General features: G+C 69.3%; 16 protein-coding genes. 4 read left to right on the top strand and 12 right to left on the bottom strand.

Features of this window, described 5'->3' with window-relative positions:
- Positions 1–48: 48 nt before the first annotated feature.
- The 9 genes from prcA to B0I29_RS06310 form a co-directional block, all read right to left on the bottom strand.
- On the bottom strand, positions 49–864 hold the full coding sequence (prcA, locus tag B0I29_RS06355) for a proteasome subunit alpha (RefSeq protein WP_111647882.1): 816 nt from the start codon (positions 862–864) through the stop codon (positions 49–51).
- Between the two features lie 33 nt (positions 865–897).
- A complete protein-coding gene (gene prcB, locus B0I29_RS06350; RefSeq protein ID WP_111647881.1) occupies positions 898–1,737 on the bottom strand; it encodes a proteasome subunit beta in 840 nt (279 codons plus the stop codon).
- A gap of 183 nt (positions 1,738–1,920) precedes the next feature.
- The gene (locus B0I29_RS06340; protein WP_111647880.1) at positions 1,921–2,136 is read right to left on the bottom strand and encodes a ubiquitin-like protein Pup; all 216 of its coding nucleotides are present in this window, start codon (positions 2,134–2,136) and stop codon (positions 1,921–1,923) included.
- An 80-nt stretch (positions 2,137–2,216) separates the two neighbouring features.
- Complete coding sequence (gene dop, locus B0I29_RS06335) at positions 2,217–3,734, bottom strand: depupylase/deamidase Dop (RefSeq protein WP_111647879.1); 1,518 nt, start codon at positions 3,732–3,734, stop codon at positions 2,217–2,219.
- Between the two features lie 47 nt (positions 3,735–3,781).
- Positions 3,782–4,984 (bottom strand): acyltransferase family protein, encoded by a 1,203-nt coding sequence (locus tag B0I29_RS06330; protein WP_181557708.1) that lies wholly within the window; start codon positions 4,982–4,984, stop codon positions 3,782–3,784.
- Positions 4,985–5,044: 60 nt separating this feature from the next.
- Positions 5,045–6,826 carry a proteasome ATPase gene (gene arc, locus B0I29_RS06325; RefSeq protein ID WP_111647877.1) on the bottom strand — a complete coding sequence of 594 codons (1,782 nt, stop codon included), beginning with the start codon at positions 6,824–6,826 and terminating at the stop codon, positions 5,045–5,047.
- Positions 6,827–7,141: 315 nt separating this feature from the next.
- Positions 7,142–7,732, bottom strand: coding sequence for a hypothetical protein (locus tag B0I29_RS06320; RefSeq protein ID WP_111647876.1), 591 nt, complete (start codon positions 7,730–7,732; stop codon positions 7,142–7,144).
- A gap of 62 nt (positions 7,733–7,794) precedes the next feature.
- Positions 7,795–8,763: a tRNA (adenine-N1)-methyltransferase gene (locus B0I29_RS06315; RefSeq protein ID WP_111647875.1), complete on the bottom strand. Its 969-nt coding sequence runs from the start codon at positions 8,761–8,763 to the stop codon at positions 7,795–7,797.
- A 10-nt stretch (positions 8,764–8,773) separates the two neighbouring features.
- On the bottom strand, positions 8,774–9,982 hold the full coding sequence (locus tag B0I29_RS06310) for a site-2 protease family protein (RefSeq protein WP_111647874.1): 1,209 nt from the start codon (positions 9,980–9,982) through the stop codon (positions 8,774–8,776).
- Positions 9,983–10,059: 77 nt separating this feature from the next.
- Between B0I29_RS06310 and B0I29_RS06305 the strand changes: the two genes are divergently transcribed.
- Both B0I29_RS06305 and B0I29_RS06300 read left to right on the top strand, forming a co-directional pair.
- Positions 10,060–11,235, top strand: a complete 1,176-nt coding sequence (locus tag B0I29_RS06305) for a RecB family exonuclease (protein WP_111647873.1) — start codon at positions 10,060–10,062, stop codon at positions 11,233–11,235.
- 307 nt (positions 11,236–11,542) lie between these two features.
- Positions 11,543–12,454 carry a LuxR C-terminal-related transcriptional regulator gene (locus B0I29_RS06300; RefSeq protein ID WP_245972262.1) on the top strand — a complete coding sequence of 304 codons (912 nt, stop codon included), beginning with the start codon at positions 11,543–11,545 and terminating at the stop codon, positions 12,452–12,454.
- 525 nt (positions 12,455–12,979) lie between these two features.
- Here the strand turns inward: B0I29_RS06300 and B0I29_RS45630 are convergent.
- The 3 genes from B0I29_RS45630 to B0I29_RS06285 form a co-directional block, all read right to left on the bottom strand.
- The gene (locus tag B0I29_RS45630) at positions 12,980–13,378 is read right to left on the bottom strand and encodes a hypothetical protein (RefSeq protein ID WP_181557707.1); all 399 of its coding nucleotides are present in this window, start codon (positions 13,376–13,378) and stop codon (positions 12,980–12,982) included.
- A 576-nt stretch (positions 13,379–13,954) separates the two neighbouring features.
- Positions 13,955–14,602 carry an HAD family hydrolase gene (locus B0I29_RS06290; RefSeq protein ID WP_111648039.1) on the bottom strand — a complete coding sequence of 216 codons (648 nt, stop codon included), beginning with the start codon at positions 14,600–14,602 and terminating at the stop codon, positions 13,955–13,957.
- A 69-nt stretch (positions 14,603–14,671) separates the two neighbouring features.
- The gene (locus tag B0I29_RS06285) at positions 14,672–15,271 is read right to left on the bottom strand and encodes a neutral zinc metallopeptidase (RefSeq protein WP_245972260.1); all 600 of its coding nucleotides are present in this window, start codon (positions 15,269–15,271) and stop codon (positions 14,672–14,674) included.
- A 329-nt stretch (positions 15,272–15,600) separates the two neighbouring features.
- Here B0I29_RS06285 and B0I29_RS06280 point away from each other — a divergent pair, with 329 nt between their 5' ends.
- Together B0I29_RS06280 and B0I29_RS06275 are read left to right on the top strand one after the other, a co-directional pair.
- A complete protein-coding gene (locus tag B0I29_RS06280; RefSeq protein WP_111647871.1) occupies positions 15,601–16,368 on the top strand; it encodes an ABC transporter ATP-binding protein in 768 nt (255 codons plus the stop codon).
- The gene (locus tag B0I29_RS06275) at positions 16,368–18,905 is read left to right on the top strand and encodes an ABC transporter permease (protein WP_111647870.1); all 2,538 of its coding nucleotides are present in this window, start codon (positions 16,368–16,370) and stop codon (positions 18,903–18,905) included. The genes B0I29_RS06280 and B0I29_RS06275 overlap by 1 nt, the downstream gene beginning before the upstream one ends.
- The last annotated feature ends 46 nt before the right edge of the window (positions 18,906–18,951 follow it).

Below are 18,951 nucleotides of genomic sequence, written 5' to 3'. Positions count from 1 at the left end.
ACAACGGCCGGGCGGACCGTCACAGGTCGCCCGGCCGTCGCCGTCAGCTCAGGAGTCGGCTTCGGGAGTCTTCTCCTTGTCCGAGGACGCCGCCGAGATCGTCGGCTTGGCCTCGGCCGGTGCGGGCGGCGCCGCGTCGACGTCGCCCAGATCTGCTTCCGGCACCGACTCGTGCCCGAGCAGGGTGGTCAGCGACGCCCCGGTGAGCCGCCGGAACGCCCGTCCCTGCCGGCGCCGGTCCAGGACCGCCACCTCCAGCTGCTTGGCGTCCAGGGTGCGGGTGGCACCGTTCTCCCCGCCCACGCTGCCGAGCGCCTCGGCGGCGAGTGCCAGCGCGGTCTGCAGGTCCGCGGCGGTGTCGTGCCGCTCACGCAGCACGTTGGAGATCGCCTCGGCCTGGCCGCCCATCGCCATGAAGCCCGGCTCGTCCATGACGGAGCCGTCGTAGGTCACCCGGTACAGCTCGTCCTCGGCGGGCGTCGCGCCGACCTGCGCCACGCAGATCTCCACCTCGTACGGCTTCTGCGTCTCCGAGAAGATCGCACCGAGGGTCTGCGTGTACGCGTTGGCCAGGGCCCGCCCGGTCACGTCGCGACGGTCGTAGCTGAGGCCGAGCATGTCGGCCATCCGCACGCCGGCCCGGCGCAGGCTCTCGAACTCGTTGTACCGCCCGACGGCAGCGAACGCGATCTTGTCGTAGATCTCGCTGATCTTCCGCAGGGTGGTGATGTTCTCGGCGACCAGCAGGATGCCGCCCTCGTAGGTGAGCACCACGGCCGACCGGCCGCGGGCGATGCCCTTACGGGCGTACTCCGAGCGGTCCCGCTGGACCTGCTCGGGCGATGCGTAGAACTGCATGGCCACGGTTGGCTTCTCCTGTCTTCGTGAAAGAGCGGATCAGCCGCCCGGGTTCTCCATGCGTCCCTGGACGACCTGCTCGGCCACCGTGGTGATGTCCTCGTCGCTGAGCCGCTGGGTGCCGGCTGCCGTCGCCGTCATCACCACCGGATAGATCTTGCGGGTCACGTCCGGCCCGCCGGTCGCGGTGTCGTCGTCGGCCGCGTCGTAGAGCGCCTCCACCGCCAGCTTGATGGCGTTGGCGGTGCTCACCCCGGCCCGGTACCGCTTCTTCAGCGCCGACTTCGCGAACAGCGAACCCGAGCCGATCGCCTCGTAGCCGGTCTCCTCGTAGAGGCCACCGGCGATGTCGAAGCTGAAGATGCGCCCGGCACGGGCCGAGTCGATCGGCGACAGGTCGAAGCCGGCGAAGAGCGGGACCACGGCGAGGCCCTGCATCGCGGCGCCCAGATTGCCGCGGACCATCGCGGCCAGCCGGTTCGCCTTACCGTCGAGGGAGAGCATCGCTCCCTCGATCTTCTCGTAATGCTCGAGCTCCACCTGGAACAGCCGGATCAGCTCGATGCCGATGCCCGCCGTACCCGCGATGCCGATCAGCGAGTACGAGTCCGCCGGGTGGACTTTCCTGATGTCGCGGCTCGCGATCAGGTTCCCCATGGTCGCGCGGCGGTCGCCCGCCATCACCACACCGTCCGCCGTCGCGATCGCGACGATCGTGGTGCCGTGCGGCGCGATGTCACCGGAGAGCCCGGGCGGAAGCGGCCGCCGGCCCGGAAGCATCTCCGGCGCGGCCTGACTCAGGAACTGCGTGAAGGAGGACGTCCCCGTATTGGTGAAGAAATCCGGTAGACGCCCGGATGGATCAAAGCCCGTCGCCACGTGGTTCCTTTCAGGTACGTGATCGCTTCGGCGCCGGAAAGGCCACCGCTGCAGTTGAAGCACACTATCGCGCGCACCGTGCCCGGTGCGATGACCATGGTCTAAGTGTTGTCCATCGAATGGCGCGCCGGACGTCGCATTGGCATGCGAAGCCCGGCGCTCCTCCTAAAGCGGACAATTAACTCACTGGCCGCCTTTTTGTACGTATCCGCGGACGAACTCCTCGGCGTTCTCTTCCAGAACGGAGTCGATCTCGTCCAGCAGGTCGTCGACGTCCTCGGTGATTTCCGCGTGCCGCTCGGCTACCTCGGGGTTGGCCTCGACGGTGACGTCCTCGATCTCCTGGTCGCTCTGGCTCTTGCCACTCTGCGACTGACCACCTGTGTCTCGGGTTGCCATGGATGTCCCCCTTCTCAGCCACCCGAAGTCCTGCAACATCGGGTTGGAAAAAACCTACCTCGCGCCTGTGACAAAACGCATCACCGGCTCGTGATCACCTCGAGCAGGTCCTTGGCGCTCTCGCACTTGTCGAAGAGCGCGCCCACGTGCTTCTTGGTGCCGCGTTCCGGTTCCATCATCGGAACCCGGACCAGCGACTCCCGGCCGATGTCGAAGATGACCGAGTCCCAGCTGGCGGCGACCACTTCGGAGGCGTACTGCGCGAGGCAGCGGCCGCGGAAGTACGCCCGGGTGTCCTCCGGCGGCTCGTACATCGCGCGCTGCGTCTCGTCCGGGTCCAGCAGGGTCTTCATCGACCCGCGGGCGACCAGGCGGTGGTACAGGCCCTTCTCCGGCCGCACGTCGGAGTACTGCAGATCGACGAGCTGGAGTTTCGGCGAGTTCCAGCCGAGCTCCTCGCGCTCCCGGTAACCCTCCAGCAGCCGCAGTTTCGCCACCCAGTCGAGCGAGTCGGAGAGCTGCATCGGGTCGTCGCCGAGCTTGGTGAGCACGTCCTCCCAGCGGTCGAGCACGTCGGCGGTCTGCTCGTCGGTGTCGGTGCCGTACCGCTCGTCGACGAACGCGCGGGCCCGCTCGTAGTACGCCCACTGCAGATCGAGCGCGGTGAGCCGGCGCCCGTCGCGCAGCCGCATCAGGTGCTTCAGCGTGGGGTCGTGGCTGACCGCCTTGAGTTCGGTGACCGGGTCGGCGATGCCGAGCTCCCCGGTGAACACCTTCTCCTCGATCATGTTGAGCACCAGCGAGGTGGTGCCCATCTTCAGGTACGACGCGATCTCGGAGAGGTTCGCGTCGCCGATGATCACGTGCAGGCGGCGGTACTTGTCGGCGTCCGAGTGCGGCTCGTCCCGGGTGTTGATGATCGGCCGCTTGAGCGTGGTCTCCAGTCCGACCTCGACCTCGAAGAAGTCGGCGCGTGACGAGATCTGGAAACCGGATCCGGTGCCGTCCTGCCCGATGCCGACCCGGCCGACGCCGGTGAAGATCTGCCGGGTGACGAAGAACGGCGTGAGGTGGGCGACGATGTCGGCGAACGGGGTCTGCCGGCGCATCAGGTAGTTCTCGTGCGAGCCGTACGACGCGCCCTTGTTGTCGGTGTTGTTCTTGTAGAGCTGGATCCGGTGCGTGCCGGGAATCGAGGCGGCGCGCCGGGAGGCCTCGGCCATCACCCGTTCGCCTGCCTTGTCCCACTTCACGACGTCGAGCGGGTTGGTGCACTCCGGAGTGCTGTACTCCGGGTGCGCGTGGTCGACGTAGAGACGGGCGCCGTTGGTCAGTATCACGTTGGCCAGGCCGAGATCCTCGTCGGCGAGGGCTTCGGCAGGGTCGTAGGCAGCGCCGGAGTAGGTGAAGCCACGGGCGTCGCGCAGCGGCGACTCTTCCTCGTAATCCCAGCGTGCGCGGCCGTTACGGTTGAGTTCGGGGCGGGCTCCGTAGGCGTTTACCACCTGCGAGGACGTCACCATCGGGTTGGCGCCGGGCTGGCCGGGCACCGAGATGCCGTACTCGACTTCGGTTCCCATAATCCGTCGAACACTCATGCGACCACCCTGTCCGCCACGAAGCCAAGCCTGCTCATGTATTGAGCCTAGACGCTCTCCCGTTGCTTGCCGATGCTGCCAGTACGCGTCGTTTCACCATGCGTGGCGATAAAGATCTTCGCGAGACGCTGCCCCGGCCGCTCCACCCAGCGGTGACACGCCCAGGCAGAGACCAGCGTGCCCACCGTAAAACCGAGCAGGATCAGCGGTTTGTCACTGGTCAGCCGGGTGACCACGGCGAGCACCAGCAGATGCAGCAGATAGAGCGAATAGCTGACGGTCCCGAGCCAGCTCAACACTCCGGGCATCGATCGGTGACGCAGCGCGAACATCACCGCGAACGTCCCGGCGACCGCTATCGCACACCATCCTCCCCCCTGCCAGGGATGCACGGCGACACCCGCAAGGACGACCCCGAGCGCCAGGATCGCCGCGCTTCGCCCGATCTGACGATGCTCGGCCCGATAAACCACCGTCCCGGCGAACATCACCGCCAGCATCAGCATCGCCTGCGCCGAGGACCCGCTGGTCACCCACCGCGTCGCATGGCCGTTGGCCATGGCAAGAAAGATCAAACCCAGCGAGACGCCGCCGGCAAGCCGGACGAGACCTGAGCGACTGCTTTGGTACGCCCAGACGACCCCCGCCACCACCACAGCCACCACGGCCGCCACGATCGTCCGGGCAGCGCCGGTACCGCCGGCAAGGGCATCCGGCAACCGGCTGCCACCAAGAACGGCGACCAGCGTCAGCCCACCCGCCCACCACCCGCTGAACCGGTGCAGCCGCCACGCGAAGAGCCCTGCCACCAGCAGGTAGAACAGCATCTCGAAGCTGAGCGTCCAGAACGGCCGCACGATTCCGCGTACCCCAAGAAGGTCTTGAAGCATCGTGGCGTGCGCGAGCACGCTCGCGGTGGTCTCCGTGCGCAGCTGGTCCGGCAGGCGGAAGAGCCCGGCGGCCGTCAGGCCGGCGGCGAGAAGGATCGTCGCGAGGTACGCCGGGTAGATCCGGCAGAGCCGGCCCACCCAGAACCTGCGCAGTGAACCGTGGCGTTCCAGCGACATCGGGATGACGTAACCGCTCACCAGGAAGAAGAGCAGCACGGCGTATTTACCGAGGTCGAACACGCGGTAGATCTGCAGGTGGGTGGCGGATCCGAGGATCACCGGGCTGAGGTGGAAGGCGGCGACGACCACCGCGGCGTACCCACGGAGAGCGTCAAGCCACGCCAGGCGGTTTTGTCTCACAGGGGGTGGAACGAGAGCAGGGCCGGAGAGTTGCCCCTCCGGCCCTGTCTTCAGGCGTTGTTACAGGTACTGGCCGGTGTTGTTCGCCGTCTCGATGGAACGGCCGGCCTCGGCGCCCTTGCCGCCGGAGACGAGCGTGCGGATGTAGACGATCCGCTCGCCCTTCTTACCGGAGATGCGCGCCCAGTCGTCGGGGTTGGTGGTGTTCGGCAGGTCCTCGTTCTCCCGGAACTCGTCGACGCAGCTGTCGAGCAGGTGCTGCAGCCGGAGGCCCTTCTTGCCGGAGGTGAGGAACTCCTTGATCGCCATCTTCTTGCCGCGGTCCACGATGTTCTGGATCATGGCGCCGGAGTTGAAGTCCTTGAAGTACAGGACCTCCTTGTCACCGTTGGCATAGGTGACCTCCAGGAAGCGGTTCTCCTCGGTCTCCGTGTACATCCGGAGCACGACCGCCTCGATCATCGCGGCGACCGTCGCGTCCCTGTTCCCGCCGTGCTCGGTGAGGTCGTCCCCACTGAGCGGCAGGTCGGAGAGGATGTACTTGCCGAAGATGTCCTTCGCCGCCTCGGCGTCCGGGCGCTCGATCTTGATCTTCACATCGAGACGTCCGGGGCGCAGGATGGCCGGGTCGATCATGTCTTCCCGGTTCGACGCGCCGATGACGATCACGTTCTCCAGGCCCTCGACGCCGTCGATCTCGCTGAGGAGCTGGGGAACGATGGTGTTCTCCACGTCACTGGAGACACCGGAGCCACGCGTCCGGAAGATCGAGTCCATCTCGTCGAAGAACACGATGACCGGTGTGCCCTCGCCGGCCTTCTCCCGAGCCCGCTGGAAGACCAGGCGGATGTGCCGCTCGGTCTCACCCACGTACTTGTTGAGCAGCTCCGGACCCTTGATGTTGAGGAAGTAGCTGGTGTGCTTCTCCTCGCCGCGACGCTCAGCGATCTTCTTCGCCAGCGAGTTCGCCACGGCCTTGGCGATCAGGGTCTTGCCACAACCGGGCGGGCCGTAGAGCAGGATGCCCTTCGGCGGGCGCAGCTGGTGCTCCCGGAACAGGTCGGCGTGCAGGAACGGCAGCTCCACCGCGTCGCGGATCTGCTCGATCTGCGAGTGCAGTCCACCGATGTCGGTGTAGTCGACGTCGGGGACCTCCTCGAGGACGAGTTCCTCGACCTCGCTCTTCGGGATGCGCTCATAGGCGTACGCCGAACGGGGCTCGATCATGAGCGAGTCACCCGCACGGAGCTTGCCGACCTCGAGCGAGTCGGCGAGGAACACGATGCGTTCCTCGTCGGCATGCGAGACCACCAGGGCCCGATCGCGGGGGCCGCCGGACGGGTTGTCCAGGACCTCCTTGAGCAGGACCACCTCGCCGGTGCGCTCGAAACCGAACGCGTCCACCACGTTGAGCGCGTCGTTGAGCAGGACTTCCTGTCCCCGCTGCAACTCCTCGACCGCGAGCGACGGCGAGACCGCCACCCGCAGTTTGCGGCCGCCGGTGAAGACATCCACCGTGCCGTCCTCGTGTGCGGCCAGGAAAACGCCGTAGCCGCTGGGCGGCTGGGCGAGCCGGTCAATCTCTTCCTTGAGAGTGACGATCTGGGTCCGGGCTTCCTTGAGGGTCGCCACGAGCCGCTCGTTGTTCTCGGTCACTCGGGCCAGCTGCGCCTGCGTTGCCGCGAGCCGTTCCTCAAGCTGCCGGACGTGTCGGGGGCTCTCGGTCAACTTCCTCCGGACCAGAGCGAGTTCCTCTTGCAGGAACGCGACCTGACTCGAGAGATCGTTGGCCTCTTTCTCCCATCGTGCGGCGCGGGAGTCCGCTTCGTCGCTACGTGCCACGTCCCACCTCCCCGGGGGGCTCGAACGTCTTGGCATAACACTAGCTGCTCCGAAGCGGTTTTCGACCCCTGCAACACCCTCGTCACCGACTCTTGATCGATTGATCAACCTGTGGCCGATGGGTGTATCGGATCTTCGGGTACGGTCCGCGCGGCCCTGTTGTGGGAGGTGAGGGACCCGGCGCACACTGCCGGGCACCTCTGTGCCTCGATAGATCGGGGCTGGTTTGGGCACGTGATCGGTTACGTGGGAAACACCACGGGTGATCTTTCGCCGCTTTACGCACGTCTTCTGCTAAAGCGTGGGCCCTCTTTTTCAGAGGGTGGGTCTCCCGACCAGGGAGGCCACCACGCGGGAGAATTCCTCCAGCCGGGCGATCTGACCCGCGCCGCCGTCGTCGATCGTCTTGCCGAAACGCAGCGCGTCGTGCCGCAGCGGCGCCCGGCCCTCGTCCTCACCGACACCGGGCGGCGGCACCGCGTCGTCGACCGAGCTCAGCAGCAGGTAGACGTCGATGCTGTCGACCCGCGCCTGGCCGTTCGGCGTCCGGGTGAGCCGCCGCCGGCAGCCCACCTCGGTCACCGTGGAGAGCGGCACCACCCGCAGCGACGAGGTCATCGAACCGGCCGGGCCGTCGCCGGGAGCGACGTCCTCGCCGTGCCAGAGCACCAGGCGGCTGCCGTCGCAGACCACGACCTCCTGCCACACGCCGTTCACCTCGTTGACGAAGCGTTCCAGCGTGAAGCAGAGGACCGAGGCCCCGCGCAGGACCCCGAAGAGCGCGTCCAGCGCCACATCGGGGTCACGCAGGTAGGCACGGGCCGCCGAATCCAAATCCGGGTACGGGGACCAATCGGGGAAAACCGCCGGCATTTCGTTGCTTCCCCCGAACGGCGGAGAGCTCATGCTGCCACCCTGCCCCTCCCCTTAGACGCTGGAACGGAACCTACCCGACGCCACGATGACGGTCACTCCCCGGTGGGGTTCTCCTGCTCTGCGGCGGGGTTCTCTTTTTGTGCGTGCAGTGCGGCCTGGGTCGCCTTGCGGGCCGCGTACGCCTCGGCGCCCTTGCTCGGCTTGCGGCGGCGCGGCGGAGCCGTGACGCCCGGCGCGAGCTTGCGCGCGGAGACCAGGAACGCGGTGTGCGCGATCATCCGGTGGTCGGGGCGCACCGCGAGGCCGTCCGCGTGCCAGTCCCGGACCAGCGACTCCCAGGCGCGCGGCTCGGTCCAGCCACCGCGCTCCCGCAGCGCCTCGACGAGCTCGCTGAGCTGCGGGGTGGTCGCCACGTAACCGATGAACACGCCGCCCGGGATGAGCGACTTCTCGACCATGTCGAGCGTCTCCCACGGGGTCAGCATGTCCAGGATGATCCGGTCGAAGCCACCGATCTCGTTGCCCGCGACGTCACCGTCGTGCAGGTGCCACGCTGGGTGCGGGCCGCCGAAGAACGCCTCGACGTTCTTGCGGGCGATCTTCGCGAAGTCCTCGCGCAGCTCGTAACTGTGCACCTCGCCGGTGCTGCCCACGGCCCGCAGCAGCGAGCAGGTGAGCGCACCGGAGCCGGCGCCGGCCTCGAGGACCTTCGCGCCGGGGAAGACGTCACCCATCGCGACGATCTGCGCCGCGTCCTTCGGGTAGATCACCTGAGCGCCGCGCGGCATCGACAGCACGTAGTCGCTGAGCAGCGGCCGCAGCGCCAGGTACGCCGTGCTGCCGGTCGAGGTGACGACGCTGCCGTCGGGCAGCCCGATCAGCGCGTCGTGCTCCAGCGCGCCACGGTGGGTGTGGAACGCCTTGCCGGGCTCCAGCACGATGGTGTGCATCCGCCCTTTCGGGTCGGTGAGCTGCACGCGGTCGCCCACCCGGAACGGTCCGCGGTGCGCGGGGACCTGCTCGTCGGAGGCGGTGACGTCGGTGGTCGGGGTCGTGGTCACAGATCTACTCTCAGCTGTCTTCGTTCGGGCTGTCTTTGCCCGGGGTGTCTTTTCCCGGGGTTTCTTTTCTGGGGCTCGGCACAGTGCGCGGTTCCAGGACCGCGGCCACGTCGGCGACCCGCAGGACACCGACGACATCCTCCCCTGCCGTCACCAGGTACTGCGCACCCGGGTGAGCCTGCAGCGCCCGGACCACCTGCTCACCGCTGAGCCCGAGCGGCAACGAGGTCAGCGCGTCCCGCGACCGGGAGACACTCTCCACGCTCACCCAGGGCCGCCGGTCCACCGGCACCCGCTCGGCGGCGACCGGGTCGACCAGCGCGGTCAGGATGCCCGCGGCGTCGGCGACGGCGAGCACCACGTCCGGCCGCGGATCCTCGGCCCGGCGCCGCTGCGCCTCACCCAGCGGCGTGCCGGCCGGCACCGCGATGATCGGCCGGGCCAGCGCGTTCAGATCGATCAGCGGGAACCGCCCGGTCATCCGCCCCAGCCGGATCGACTGCCCGGCGCCCTGCCAGAGGGTGAGCACCACGAGCAGCACGAAGACGAGACCGAAAACGGTCAGGATCCGCAGCTGGTAGAGCGCCACCACGACGACCACGGTGAGCAACGCCAGGACTCGGCCGGCCCAGCCGGCCACCACGGTCGCCCGGTTACGGTCCTTCAGCAGCGCCCACATGCCGGCCCGCAGCGCCCGGCCACCGTCCAGCGGCAGCCCCGGCAGCACGTTGAAGACCGCCACCAGGACGTTGCTGACCGCCAGCTGGAACGCGATCTGTCCGGGAACGGTGTCGGACGGCAGCAGCAACGCCGCGCCCGTCGCGATCCCGCCGAGCAACAGCGACACCAGCGGACCGGCGAGCGAGACCAGCGCGTCCACCTTCGGCGTCGGCGCGTCCCGGTCCATCTCGGTCCAGCCGCTGAGCAGCTCCAGGGTGATCCGCCGCACGCCGATGCCATGCCTGCGGGCGATCACCGCGTGACCCAGCTCGTGCAACAGCACCGATCCGAGCAGGCACACCACAAAACCCAGACCCACCAGGTACGACCAGGGCGGCGTCAGTCCCAGCTCGGACTGCGCGTAGTTCCCGTAGACCACGGTGACCAGCCCGGCGAGCAGCAGCATCGACGCGTTGGCGAACACCGGGATGCCCAGGACGTGCCCGACCGGCCGGCCGGCCGCCGGCTGATTACGGGTCGCGCGCCCCTGATCCTCCACGCGGTCGATGCTACGGACACGCCGCCGCGCGACCCACCCCGGCGTTTTCGTCGTACCCCTGGCCTAGCCTCTTCCCCATGACGGCGCACCCATCCCTGACGGCTTCCCAGCCTTCCGCGGTCCCCGCAGCCCGCGGCAAGCGGCCCGAGTCACCGGCTGGGCCCTCCCTCTCGCCGTCCCGGGCGGCCGATTTCAAGACGTGCCCGCTGCTGTTCCGCTTCCGCACCATCGACAAGCTGCCCGAGCTGCCCACCGCCGACCAGATCCGCGGCACCCTCGTGCACGCCGTCCTGGAGCGCCTCTTCGACCTCCCCGCCGCCGCCCGCACCCCGGAGGCAGCGGCCGCCCTGGTCGCCCCCGAGTGGCAAAAGCTCCTCGTGCAGGAGCCGTCCCTAGCCGAGATCTTCACCACCCCACCCCCACTCCCAGCAGCCGGCACCGCCGCGTCCAAGCCTGCTTCGGCCGGCGCTGCAGCGTCCGGGCCTGCCTCGGCCGGCGCTGTTTCGACCGGCGCTGCTTCGACCGGCGCTGCTTCGGCCGGCGCCGATCCGGCGGCGGCCGCTGCCGAGGCTGATGCGACCGGGCAGGCGGTGCTGGTCGACGTGCCGGCCGCCGAGGCCGAGGTGGCCCGCATCGCCGCGTTCCTCTCCAGCGCGACCGCCCTGCTCAGCGGCTACTTCGCGGTGGAGGACCCGCAACGCCTCCAGCCCGCCGAGCGCGAGACCCTGATCTCCACGGTGATCGGCGACGACCTGCTGCTCCGGGGCTACATCGACCGCCTCGACGTCTCCCCCGCCGGCGACCTGCGCGTCGTCGACTACAAGACCGGCGGCGCCCCCCGCGAGGCCTTCGAGGGCCGAGCCCTGTTCCAGCTGAAGTTCTACGCCCTGGTCCTCTGGCGCACCCGAGGCGTGGTCCCCCGTGTCCTGCGGCTGCTCTACCTGAAAGACGCCGAGGTCCTCGACTACAGCCCCGAGGCCGGCGAGCTGGAGCGCTTCGAGCGCACCCTGACGGCCCTCTCCGCAGCCATCGAGCGGGCGAAAGCCGACCGGGACTTCCGCCCCAAACCGAGCCGCCTCTGCGGCTGGTGCCGCCACCAGGACCTGTGCCCCGAGTTCGGCGGCACCCCACCCCCGTTCCCCGAGCTCCCCCTGACCCCCATCTCCGCCACCACCGCCCTCACCACCGCCGACGCCGCCGACACCGAGCCCGACCGAGTCGGCCCCCGCCTGCGAGACGATCCCCTTGGCTGACCAGACCCAGCCCGCAGACCCGGACTCGCCCTCACCCTCCGTCCCCCCATCAGCTCCCACCGACCCTCCGGGCCCGTCCCGCATCCCCGGGGCGAAGGCGCCGCCATCGCAGATCGCCAAGGCGGGGGCGACGCCATCGCAGATCGCCAAGGTGGAGGCGACGCCATCGCGGATCGCCAAGGCGGAGGCGACGCCATCCCAGATTCCCAGGGCGGAGGCGACGCCATCGCAGATCCCCAGGGCGGAGGCGACGCCATCCCGCATCCCCGAGACGGGAGCGACACCATCGCAGATCCCCGGGGCGGCGGTGCGTATCCCGCCCATTCGGGTGCTGCTGGCCGACCCGGCCCCGCTGCAACGTGCCGGGCTGCGGGCCTTGTTGGCCTCCCCGCCCACGCCCAACGGCCTGCCGCTCGCCGCAGCACCGCCGCTGAGCCCGCCCATGACTGTCGCCACCACCATCACGGGTCACGCCGCCAACCCGACGCGCGCCACCAACCCGACGCGCGCCACCAAGCCGGTGGATGCGACCAAGCCGGTGGATGCAACTAAGCCGGTGGAGGCCATCAAGCCAGCGGGCGATGTGGTGCTCGACTTCGCGGACATGACGGAAATATCCGGCAGCCCGCTGCCGGATATCGTGGTGGCCGGCGAGACCGGCGACGGCGCGGAGGCGCTTGATCTGGCCCGGCGGCTGCTGCCCGACGTCCTGATCGTCGAGCTCACGCTGCCCCGCCTGGACGGCCTCGCCGTGACCCGGGCGGTTACCGAGGCACGCCTGCCGGTGCGGATCCTGGTGATCACCAACCAGGACGGCGACGACCAGATCGTGGCCGCCGTGACCGCGGGAGCCACCGGCTTTCTCAGCAAGGACGCACCGCACGCCGACCTGGTGACAGCCGTCCGCACGGTCGCCGCGGGCGGCGCGATAATCGCCCCGAAACTGCTGGCCCGGATCCTCACCCGCCTGGCCGAGGCGGTACCCGCGCCACCGAGCGACAACGCCGCCGTGCTGAACGCCCTGACCGGCCGCGAACGCGAGGTCCTGATCCACGTGGCCCGAGGCAGCACCAACACCGAGATCGCCGAAACCCTGCAGGTCAGCGAGACCACCGTGAAAACCCACGTGGGCCACGTGCTGACCAAACTGCGACTGCGGGACCGTACCCAGGCTGTGGTCCTGGCCTACGAAACAGGCCTGATCAAGCCAGGCGCCTAGCCCGTCGCCCGTTCCCGGAAACCTCACGTCCCGCCCGACGGCGCGGCACCGAAAATCCTCACGCGCCCGTGGCCGCGTCGCCGGCCATAGGCGCCCAGATCCTCGCGCGGGTGCGGCCGGGTTACCGGCCATAGGCGCCCAGGCCCTCGCGCGGGTGCGACCGGGTTACCGGCCATAGGCGCCCAGGCCCTCGCGCGGGTGCGACCGGGTTACCGGCTGGCGTCACTCGTCTCATCGCATTGTCGCTGAGGGTGAACGTCCGGCAAGGGACACCGCCGTCACCAGCCGAATCTTGGTAACCCGTGGATGCTCTGACCCCCGCAGGTCTCCACAAAGCCGGAACTCTCCACCGTTGTGGTGGCAGCGCGTCACGAAGGCGCTCACGGACAACCGGAGTCGGCACGCTACGGCGGCTCCATCAGGCCACGCCGGCCTGACCCGCTGCCGACCGTCCAGCTCTTGGCACACCCCACCCACCACGCAGCCGCGGCTTACCCAGGGCTGCGGGACGCAGCGGGCCGGCGGTCAGGAGGGCAGGTAGCCCGTTACCCGCTTGCCCGACCACGAGCCGTGGGCCACCGGTGGCGGGCCGTGTTGCTGGTTGACCGCTACGGTGACGGCTCGTACCAGCCATGCGTTGATCGAGATGCCTTCGGCGGCGGCGATCTGCTCGACGTGCATGCGCAGTGACTCCGGCATCCGCAGCATCACCTGGGCCAGCTCGCCGTCCGAGCCTTCCAGATCGAAGTGATCGTGCAGCTCCGCGACCAGCCCCATCGAACGGACCATCGCGCCATCCGGCGGACCGACGGCGACCACGTCACCCCCGGATTCAGCCGTCACGGCCTTGCCGACGCCGCTCCCCTCCGCCGCGATCTTCCCCACCTCGGAAGAAACCCCCGGCGCGGAAGAAGCCCTCGGCACGGAAGAAATCCCCGGCGCGGCAGAAGCCCTCGGCGCAGCAGAAGCCCCCGGGGCGGAAGAAGCCGTAGGCACGGCAGAAGTCCCCGGCTCGGCAGCATCGGAGACAGCGGCGACCCGGGAATGGTCCGCGGACCGGGCGGCCCGGCGGGATGCCCGGGAGGTATTCGCAGCAGCGGGAGAAGAAGCGGCAGCGCGAGGAGAGACAGCGGTATCGCGACGAGAGGCGGCGGCGCGCTTTGCCCGCCGACCTGCCCGCGACCACCACCTGGCAGCCGGGGCAGACGGCGACTCGACCGGTTCCAGCGGCACCGCGCGCCTCAGCACCACCGCGCCAAGCGCCCCCGAACCAAGCGCCCCCGAACCAAGCGCTCCCGGGCCAGGCACCCCAGAACCCAGCGCTGGCGGGCGGGTGAAGGCGATTGACTGGCCCTCCGAGCGCACCTCGACCCCGGAACCGGCTATCTCCGTCGCCGCCTCGGTCAGGGCGCGGACCAGTACGTCCCGCACCGAGGCTTGGAGGCGGGGCGCGGTCAGTGAGGTCACATAAGGTGCGAGGTCCACGTCACATATCGTGCCTCAGGGACGAATCAGACCGGCCAGGAAAGCGGGATCGACTCCGACAAGCGTTGTCCGCAGGTGTACCCCGTCGACCGGCGGGAGCTCCAGCTCGGCCGGGACCGCGAGGACCGCGGCACCGGCGGCGAGGGCGCTGGCCACACCGCTGGGTGAGTCCTCGATCGCCACACAACGGTTGATCGGTACGCCGAGCAGAGCGGCAGCGGTCCGGTACGGCTCCGGGTCGGGCTTCGGCATCGTCACCTCGTCGCCGCAGACCACGACGTCGAAGTTCTCCGGGCCGAGCGTCTTCAGGGCGACCTCGACGAGCCGCCGGCCGGTCGAGGTGACCAAAGCCGTGGGTACGCCGAGCGCCCGGACGGCGAGCAGCAGCTCCATCGCGCCGGGCCGCCAGACGAGGCCGTCGGCGAACAGGGAGAAGACCCGGTCGGTCAGCCACTCCACGTCCGGCGCCTCGGGCCGGTCCGGCTGGCCCAGGTCGTCGCGGAAGAGCTGCATGCTGCGGCTCATGCTGCTGCCGACCATGGCGAGGCGGGCGGTGTCGGACAGCGTTCCCCCGGCACGGGCCGCCAGCTCGGCGAGTCCGATGCCCCAGACCCGCTCGCTGTCGACGAGGGTCCCGTCCATGTCGAAAAGTACGGCGTCCATCGCCGCCATTCTCCGGGCCGCGGCCGGAAACCGGGATCAGATGTGACTACCCCTACAGACAAAGGGCCCCTACAGCCCGCACGACTCCAGCGAGTTCTCGTACCCACCGGCGAACGCGTCCATCCGCTGCTCGGCGCTGCCGTGCGAGCCCTCGGCGAACCACGGCTGCCCGGGCTCGTCGCCGACCGATTCCAGGCCGTCGGCGAGTTCCTGGGTGTCGTTGTCCGCCATCAGCAGCCGGCCCTCGCGAGCCTTGTCACCGATGAAGGCACCGGCCATGCAGTCGGCCTGCAGCTCCTGTTCGATGGTGAACTCCTTCCGGATGCCGAGCCGCGCCTGGATGCCGTGCGCGTACTCATGGCCCAGCAGGTAGAACAGGAACGCGTCGCCGATCTGCCGGAACGCGTCGAAGGCCCAGTTCACGTCGTACGCGATGAAGTCCCCCGCCGAGCAGTACACCGCGTTGTTGCGGGGCAACGGCTCACCGGAGCAGTCGACGTCGCCTTCCCGTTCGTACGCAATCAGCTGCTGGACCGGCGAAAAGCCGGCGCCGAGCCGCTCGGCCCAGTATTCGGCAGCGATCTCCTCCGCGGCCTGGATGTCGGCGCTGAATTCCTCGGGGGTGTCGGTGCCGTCCTCGTTGGACGACGTGCCAGGAGCAGGAGTCACCGGGGCCGGATCGGAAGGAAGTCCGCAACCGGCCGCGAACATCAAAAGCACCAATGAGACGAGGGCCGCACAAGCGCGCATGGATCCACGGTAGACGGACTCCACCAGAACCGCGCGCCATGCAAAAGCCTCGCAAAAGCCACACCCAACGCCCTAGCACTCAGGGACCACCCTGAGAACTCCCTGGGTGAGTCCCCCACAAAATCTCCGCGTAGGGCTACGCCGCCGGACGGACGCCACACGCCGATTCCGCCGACAGACTGAGCTGGCCGGTCGGGGCAACATGCCCCGGCCGGACCAAGGGGACGGTCTAAACCAGGGGGACGACAGTGGCAGCGACGAATGCCGGCGGGCCGGTAGCGGCGCGAGCGGACGAGATCTGGAAGGTCTACGGCTCGGGCGAGGCTCAGGTCGTGGCGCTGCGGGGGGTCAGTGCCGAGTTCGGACGGGGCCGGTTCACCGCGATCATGGGCCCTTCGGGCAGCGGCAAGTCGACGCTGATGCACTGCCTGGCCGGACTGGACACGGTGGACAAAGGCACCGCGCACATCGGCGGGACCGAGATCAGCAAGCTGGGCGACAAGGCGCTGACCCGCCTGCGCCGGGACCGGATCGGGTTCATCTTCCAGCAGTTCAACCTGCTGCCGACGCTGAGCGCGGCGGAGAACATCAAGCTTCCGCTGGACATCGCCGGCCGCAAGCCGGACCCGGCCTGGTGGGACACCGTGATCGACACGGTGGGTCTGCGCGACCGGCTCGGGCACCGGCCCAGCCAGCTCTCCGGCGGCCAGCAGCAGCGTGTCGCCTGCGCTCGGGCGCTGATCGGCCGTCCCGACGTGATCTTCGCGGACGAGCCGACCGGCAACCTGGACTCCCGTTCCGGCGCCGAGGTGCTGAGCTTCCTGCGCGACAGCGTCCGCGAGCACGACCAGACGATCGTGATGGTCACCCACGACCCGGTCGCGGCGAGTTACGCGGACCGGGTGGTCTTCCTGGCCGACGGCGCGATCGTCGACGAGCTGGCGAACCCGACCCCGGAGACCGTCCTCGACACGATGAAGCGCCTCGACAAGCACACCGACCCGGTGATGCTCTGATGTTGCGCGCGACCCTGAAAAGCCTGCTCGCCCGCAAGCTGCGGCTGGTCCTGTCGGGCCTGGCGGTGGTGCTCGGCGTGATGTTCGTGTCCGGCACGTTCGTGCTCACCGACACGCTGAACCGTACCTTTGATTCGCTTTTCTCCGATGTCTACTCGGCCACCGACGTCTCGGTCAGCGCGAAACCCAAGGTTGAGGTCTCCGAATTCGAGGGCGAACAGGTCGCCGCCCCGCTGCCTGCGGCAGCAATTGACAAGATCAAGAGCCAGGCCGGGGTACGCGCGGCGGTGGGCCGCATCGACGTCGACGGCGCCCGCGTGATCGGGTCCGACGGCAAGGTCCTCACGTCGATGGGCCCGCCCCGGCTCGGTGCGAACTGGACCGGCGTCGACGCGGTCATGGACATGCGCGAGGGCCGCGGCCCGGAGGCGCCCGGTGAGATCGCGGTGAACGCGACCACCGCCGAGCTCGCCGGTTACCGGATCGGCGACTCCGTCCCGGTGCTCACCCAGCAGCCGAAACGCGAGTTCACGCTGGTCGGGATCTGGGGTTACAGCGGCGACCGGGACAGCATCGGCGGCACCCAGGAGGTCGCGTTCACGACGCCCGTCGCGCAGGAGCTGATGCTCGGCGAGAAGGACGTGTTCACCTCGGTCACCGTGGAGGCCGCCGACGGCGTCTCGCCCGCGCAACTGCGTGATCAGCTGGCCCCGGCACTCGGCGCCGATTACGTCGTGAAGACCGGCGACGATCTGGCGGAGGATAGCTCGGCGAGCATCAAGGAGGGTCTCGGCTTCTTCAACCAGATCCTGCTGGGCTTCGCCGGCATCGCGCTGTTCGTCGGCATCTTCATCATCCTCAACACGTTCTCGATCGTGGTGGCCCAGCGCACCCGTGAGCTGGCACTGCTGCGCGCGATCGGCGCGAGCCGCCGCCAGGTGATCAACTCGGTGCTGGTGGAGGCCGTGGTGGTCGGCCTGATCGCCTCGGTGCTCGGGCTGGCCGCCGGGGTCGGCGCCGGCGCCGGCCTGGCATCGCTGTTCAGCAGCCTCGGTGGCGGCGGTCTCGACCTCGCCCCGGTCGGCGTGCCACCGGCCGCGATCATCAGCTCGTTCCTGGTCGGCCTGGTCGTGACCGTGGTCGCGGCGGTGATGCCGGCGCTGCGCGCGTCCCGGATCGCCCCGGTCGCCGCGATGCAGGACGTCGCCACCCCGGACCGCCCGCTCACCAGGATCAGCGTGGCCGGCACGGTGGTCACCGCGGCCGGCGCGGCCGCTCTCGGCGTCGGCCTGTTCACCGACGCCGGCGACGCCGACCTCTGGCTGATCTTCGGTGGCGTACTGGTCACGTTCGTCGGGGTGGCCCTGCTCACCCCACTGATCAGCAGGCCGGTGGTGTCGCTGCTCGGCCGGCTCTTCTCCTGGTCGGTGCCGGGCCGGCTGGGCCGGCTCAACTCGGGCCGCAACCCGCGCCGCACCGCGATCACCGCGGCCGCGCTGATGGTCGGCATCGCCCTGGTCACCGGCGTCACGGTGGTCATGGACTCGGCGAAGAGCAGCCTCAAGACCGAGGCCGCGAGCATCCTGAAATCACAGATCATGATCAGCGGGGATCAGAACGGCCCCCGTCCGCCGACCTTCGACCCGGCCGTCATCCAGAAGACAGATCAAATCCCTGGGGTACGCGCGGCGGCCGCCATGTACAACGACCTCGTCGCGGTCGGCGGCGATCAGGAGTACGTGACCGCCACCGAGGACCTGGCGATCCTGGGCCAGGCGTACGGGACGACCGCCGCGACGCTGCGGGACGACCAGATCGCGGTGAGCGGGCCGCAGGCCACCGACAGCGGCTGGCAGGTCGGATCGACGGTGACGATCCAGGCGTCCCGCGGCGAACAGCACACGTACACGGTCTCGTCGATCTTCGCGGAGAACACGCTGCCCGGCAGCATCATCATGCCGGGTGCCGCGATCAAGGACTTCGGCATCACCCAGCCGACCTTCGGCTTCGTCCGGCTCGACGACGGTGTGCCGGTCTCGGCCGTCCTGCCGCAGGTCAAAGCCCTGCTGGCGGACAGTCCCGAGGTGTCCGCGACCGACCAGGAGACCTGGGTCAACGCGCAGGCCGCGCAGTTCGACCAGATCATCACGATGATCCAGATCCTGCTCGGGCTGGCCATCCTGATCGCCGTGCTGGGCGTGATCAACACGCTGGCGCTGTCCGTCCTGGAACGCACCCGTGAGCTGGGCCTGCTCCGCGCGGTCGGGCTGGGCCGGGCGCAGACCATGCGGATGGTGACCGTGGAGGCCGTGGTGATCTCGGTCTTCGGGGCGCTGCTCGGTGTCGCGGTCGGCGCCGGGATGGGCAGCGCGGTGGCCCGCGCCCTGGAGGACGACGGGATCAGCCAGATCGTGCTCCCGTGGGGCCGGATGGGCACCTATCTGGGGCTGGCCGCCCTGGTCGGCGTGGTGGCCGCGGTGGCACCGGCGATCCGGGCCGCCCGGCTGAACATCCTGAACGCCATCGCTCACGACTGACCCGCACGGCTGCGCACGACACCGCCCACCGATGCCACAGTGTTGT

The sequence above is a fragment of the Actinoplanes lutulentus genome, assembly GCF_003259845.1.
Taxonomy (GTDB): domain Bacteria; phylum Actinomycetota; class Actinomycetes; order Mycobacteriales; family Micromonosporaceae; genus Actinoplanes; species Actinoplanes lutulentus.
Note: the sequence above shows the minus strand (reverse complement) of the source record. Positions and strands in the feature narration are given on the sequence as shown.

Excerpts from the sequence above, each read along its gene's own strand:
- B0I29_RS06290 (WP_111648039.1), bottom strand. The coding sequence starts at position 14,602 with ATGGACGCCGTACTTTTCGACATGGACGGGACCCTCGTCGACAGCGAG.
- B0I29_RS06320 (WP_111647876.1), bottom strand. The coding sequence starts at position 7,732 with ATGAGCTCTCCGCCGTTCGGGGGAAGCAACGAAATGCCGGCGGTTTTC.
- B0I29_RS06305 (WP_111647873.1), top strand. The coding sequence starts at position 10,060 with ATGACGGCGCACCCATCCCTGACGGCTTCCCAGCCTTCCGCGGTCCCC.
- dop (WP_111647879.1), bottom strand. The coding sequence starts at position 3,734 with ATGAGTGTTCGACGGATTATGGGAACCGAAGTCGAGTACGGCATCTCG.
- B0I29_RS06340 (WP_111647880.1), bottom strand. The coding sequence starts at position 2,136 with ATGGCAACCCGAGACACAGGTGGTCAGTCGCAGAGTGGCAAGAGCCAG.
- B0I29_RS06275 (WP_111647870.1), top strand. The coding sequence starts at position 16,368 with ATGTTGCGCGCGACCCTGAAAAGCCTGCTCGCCCGCAAGCTGCGGCTG.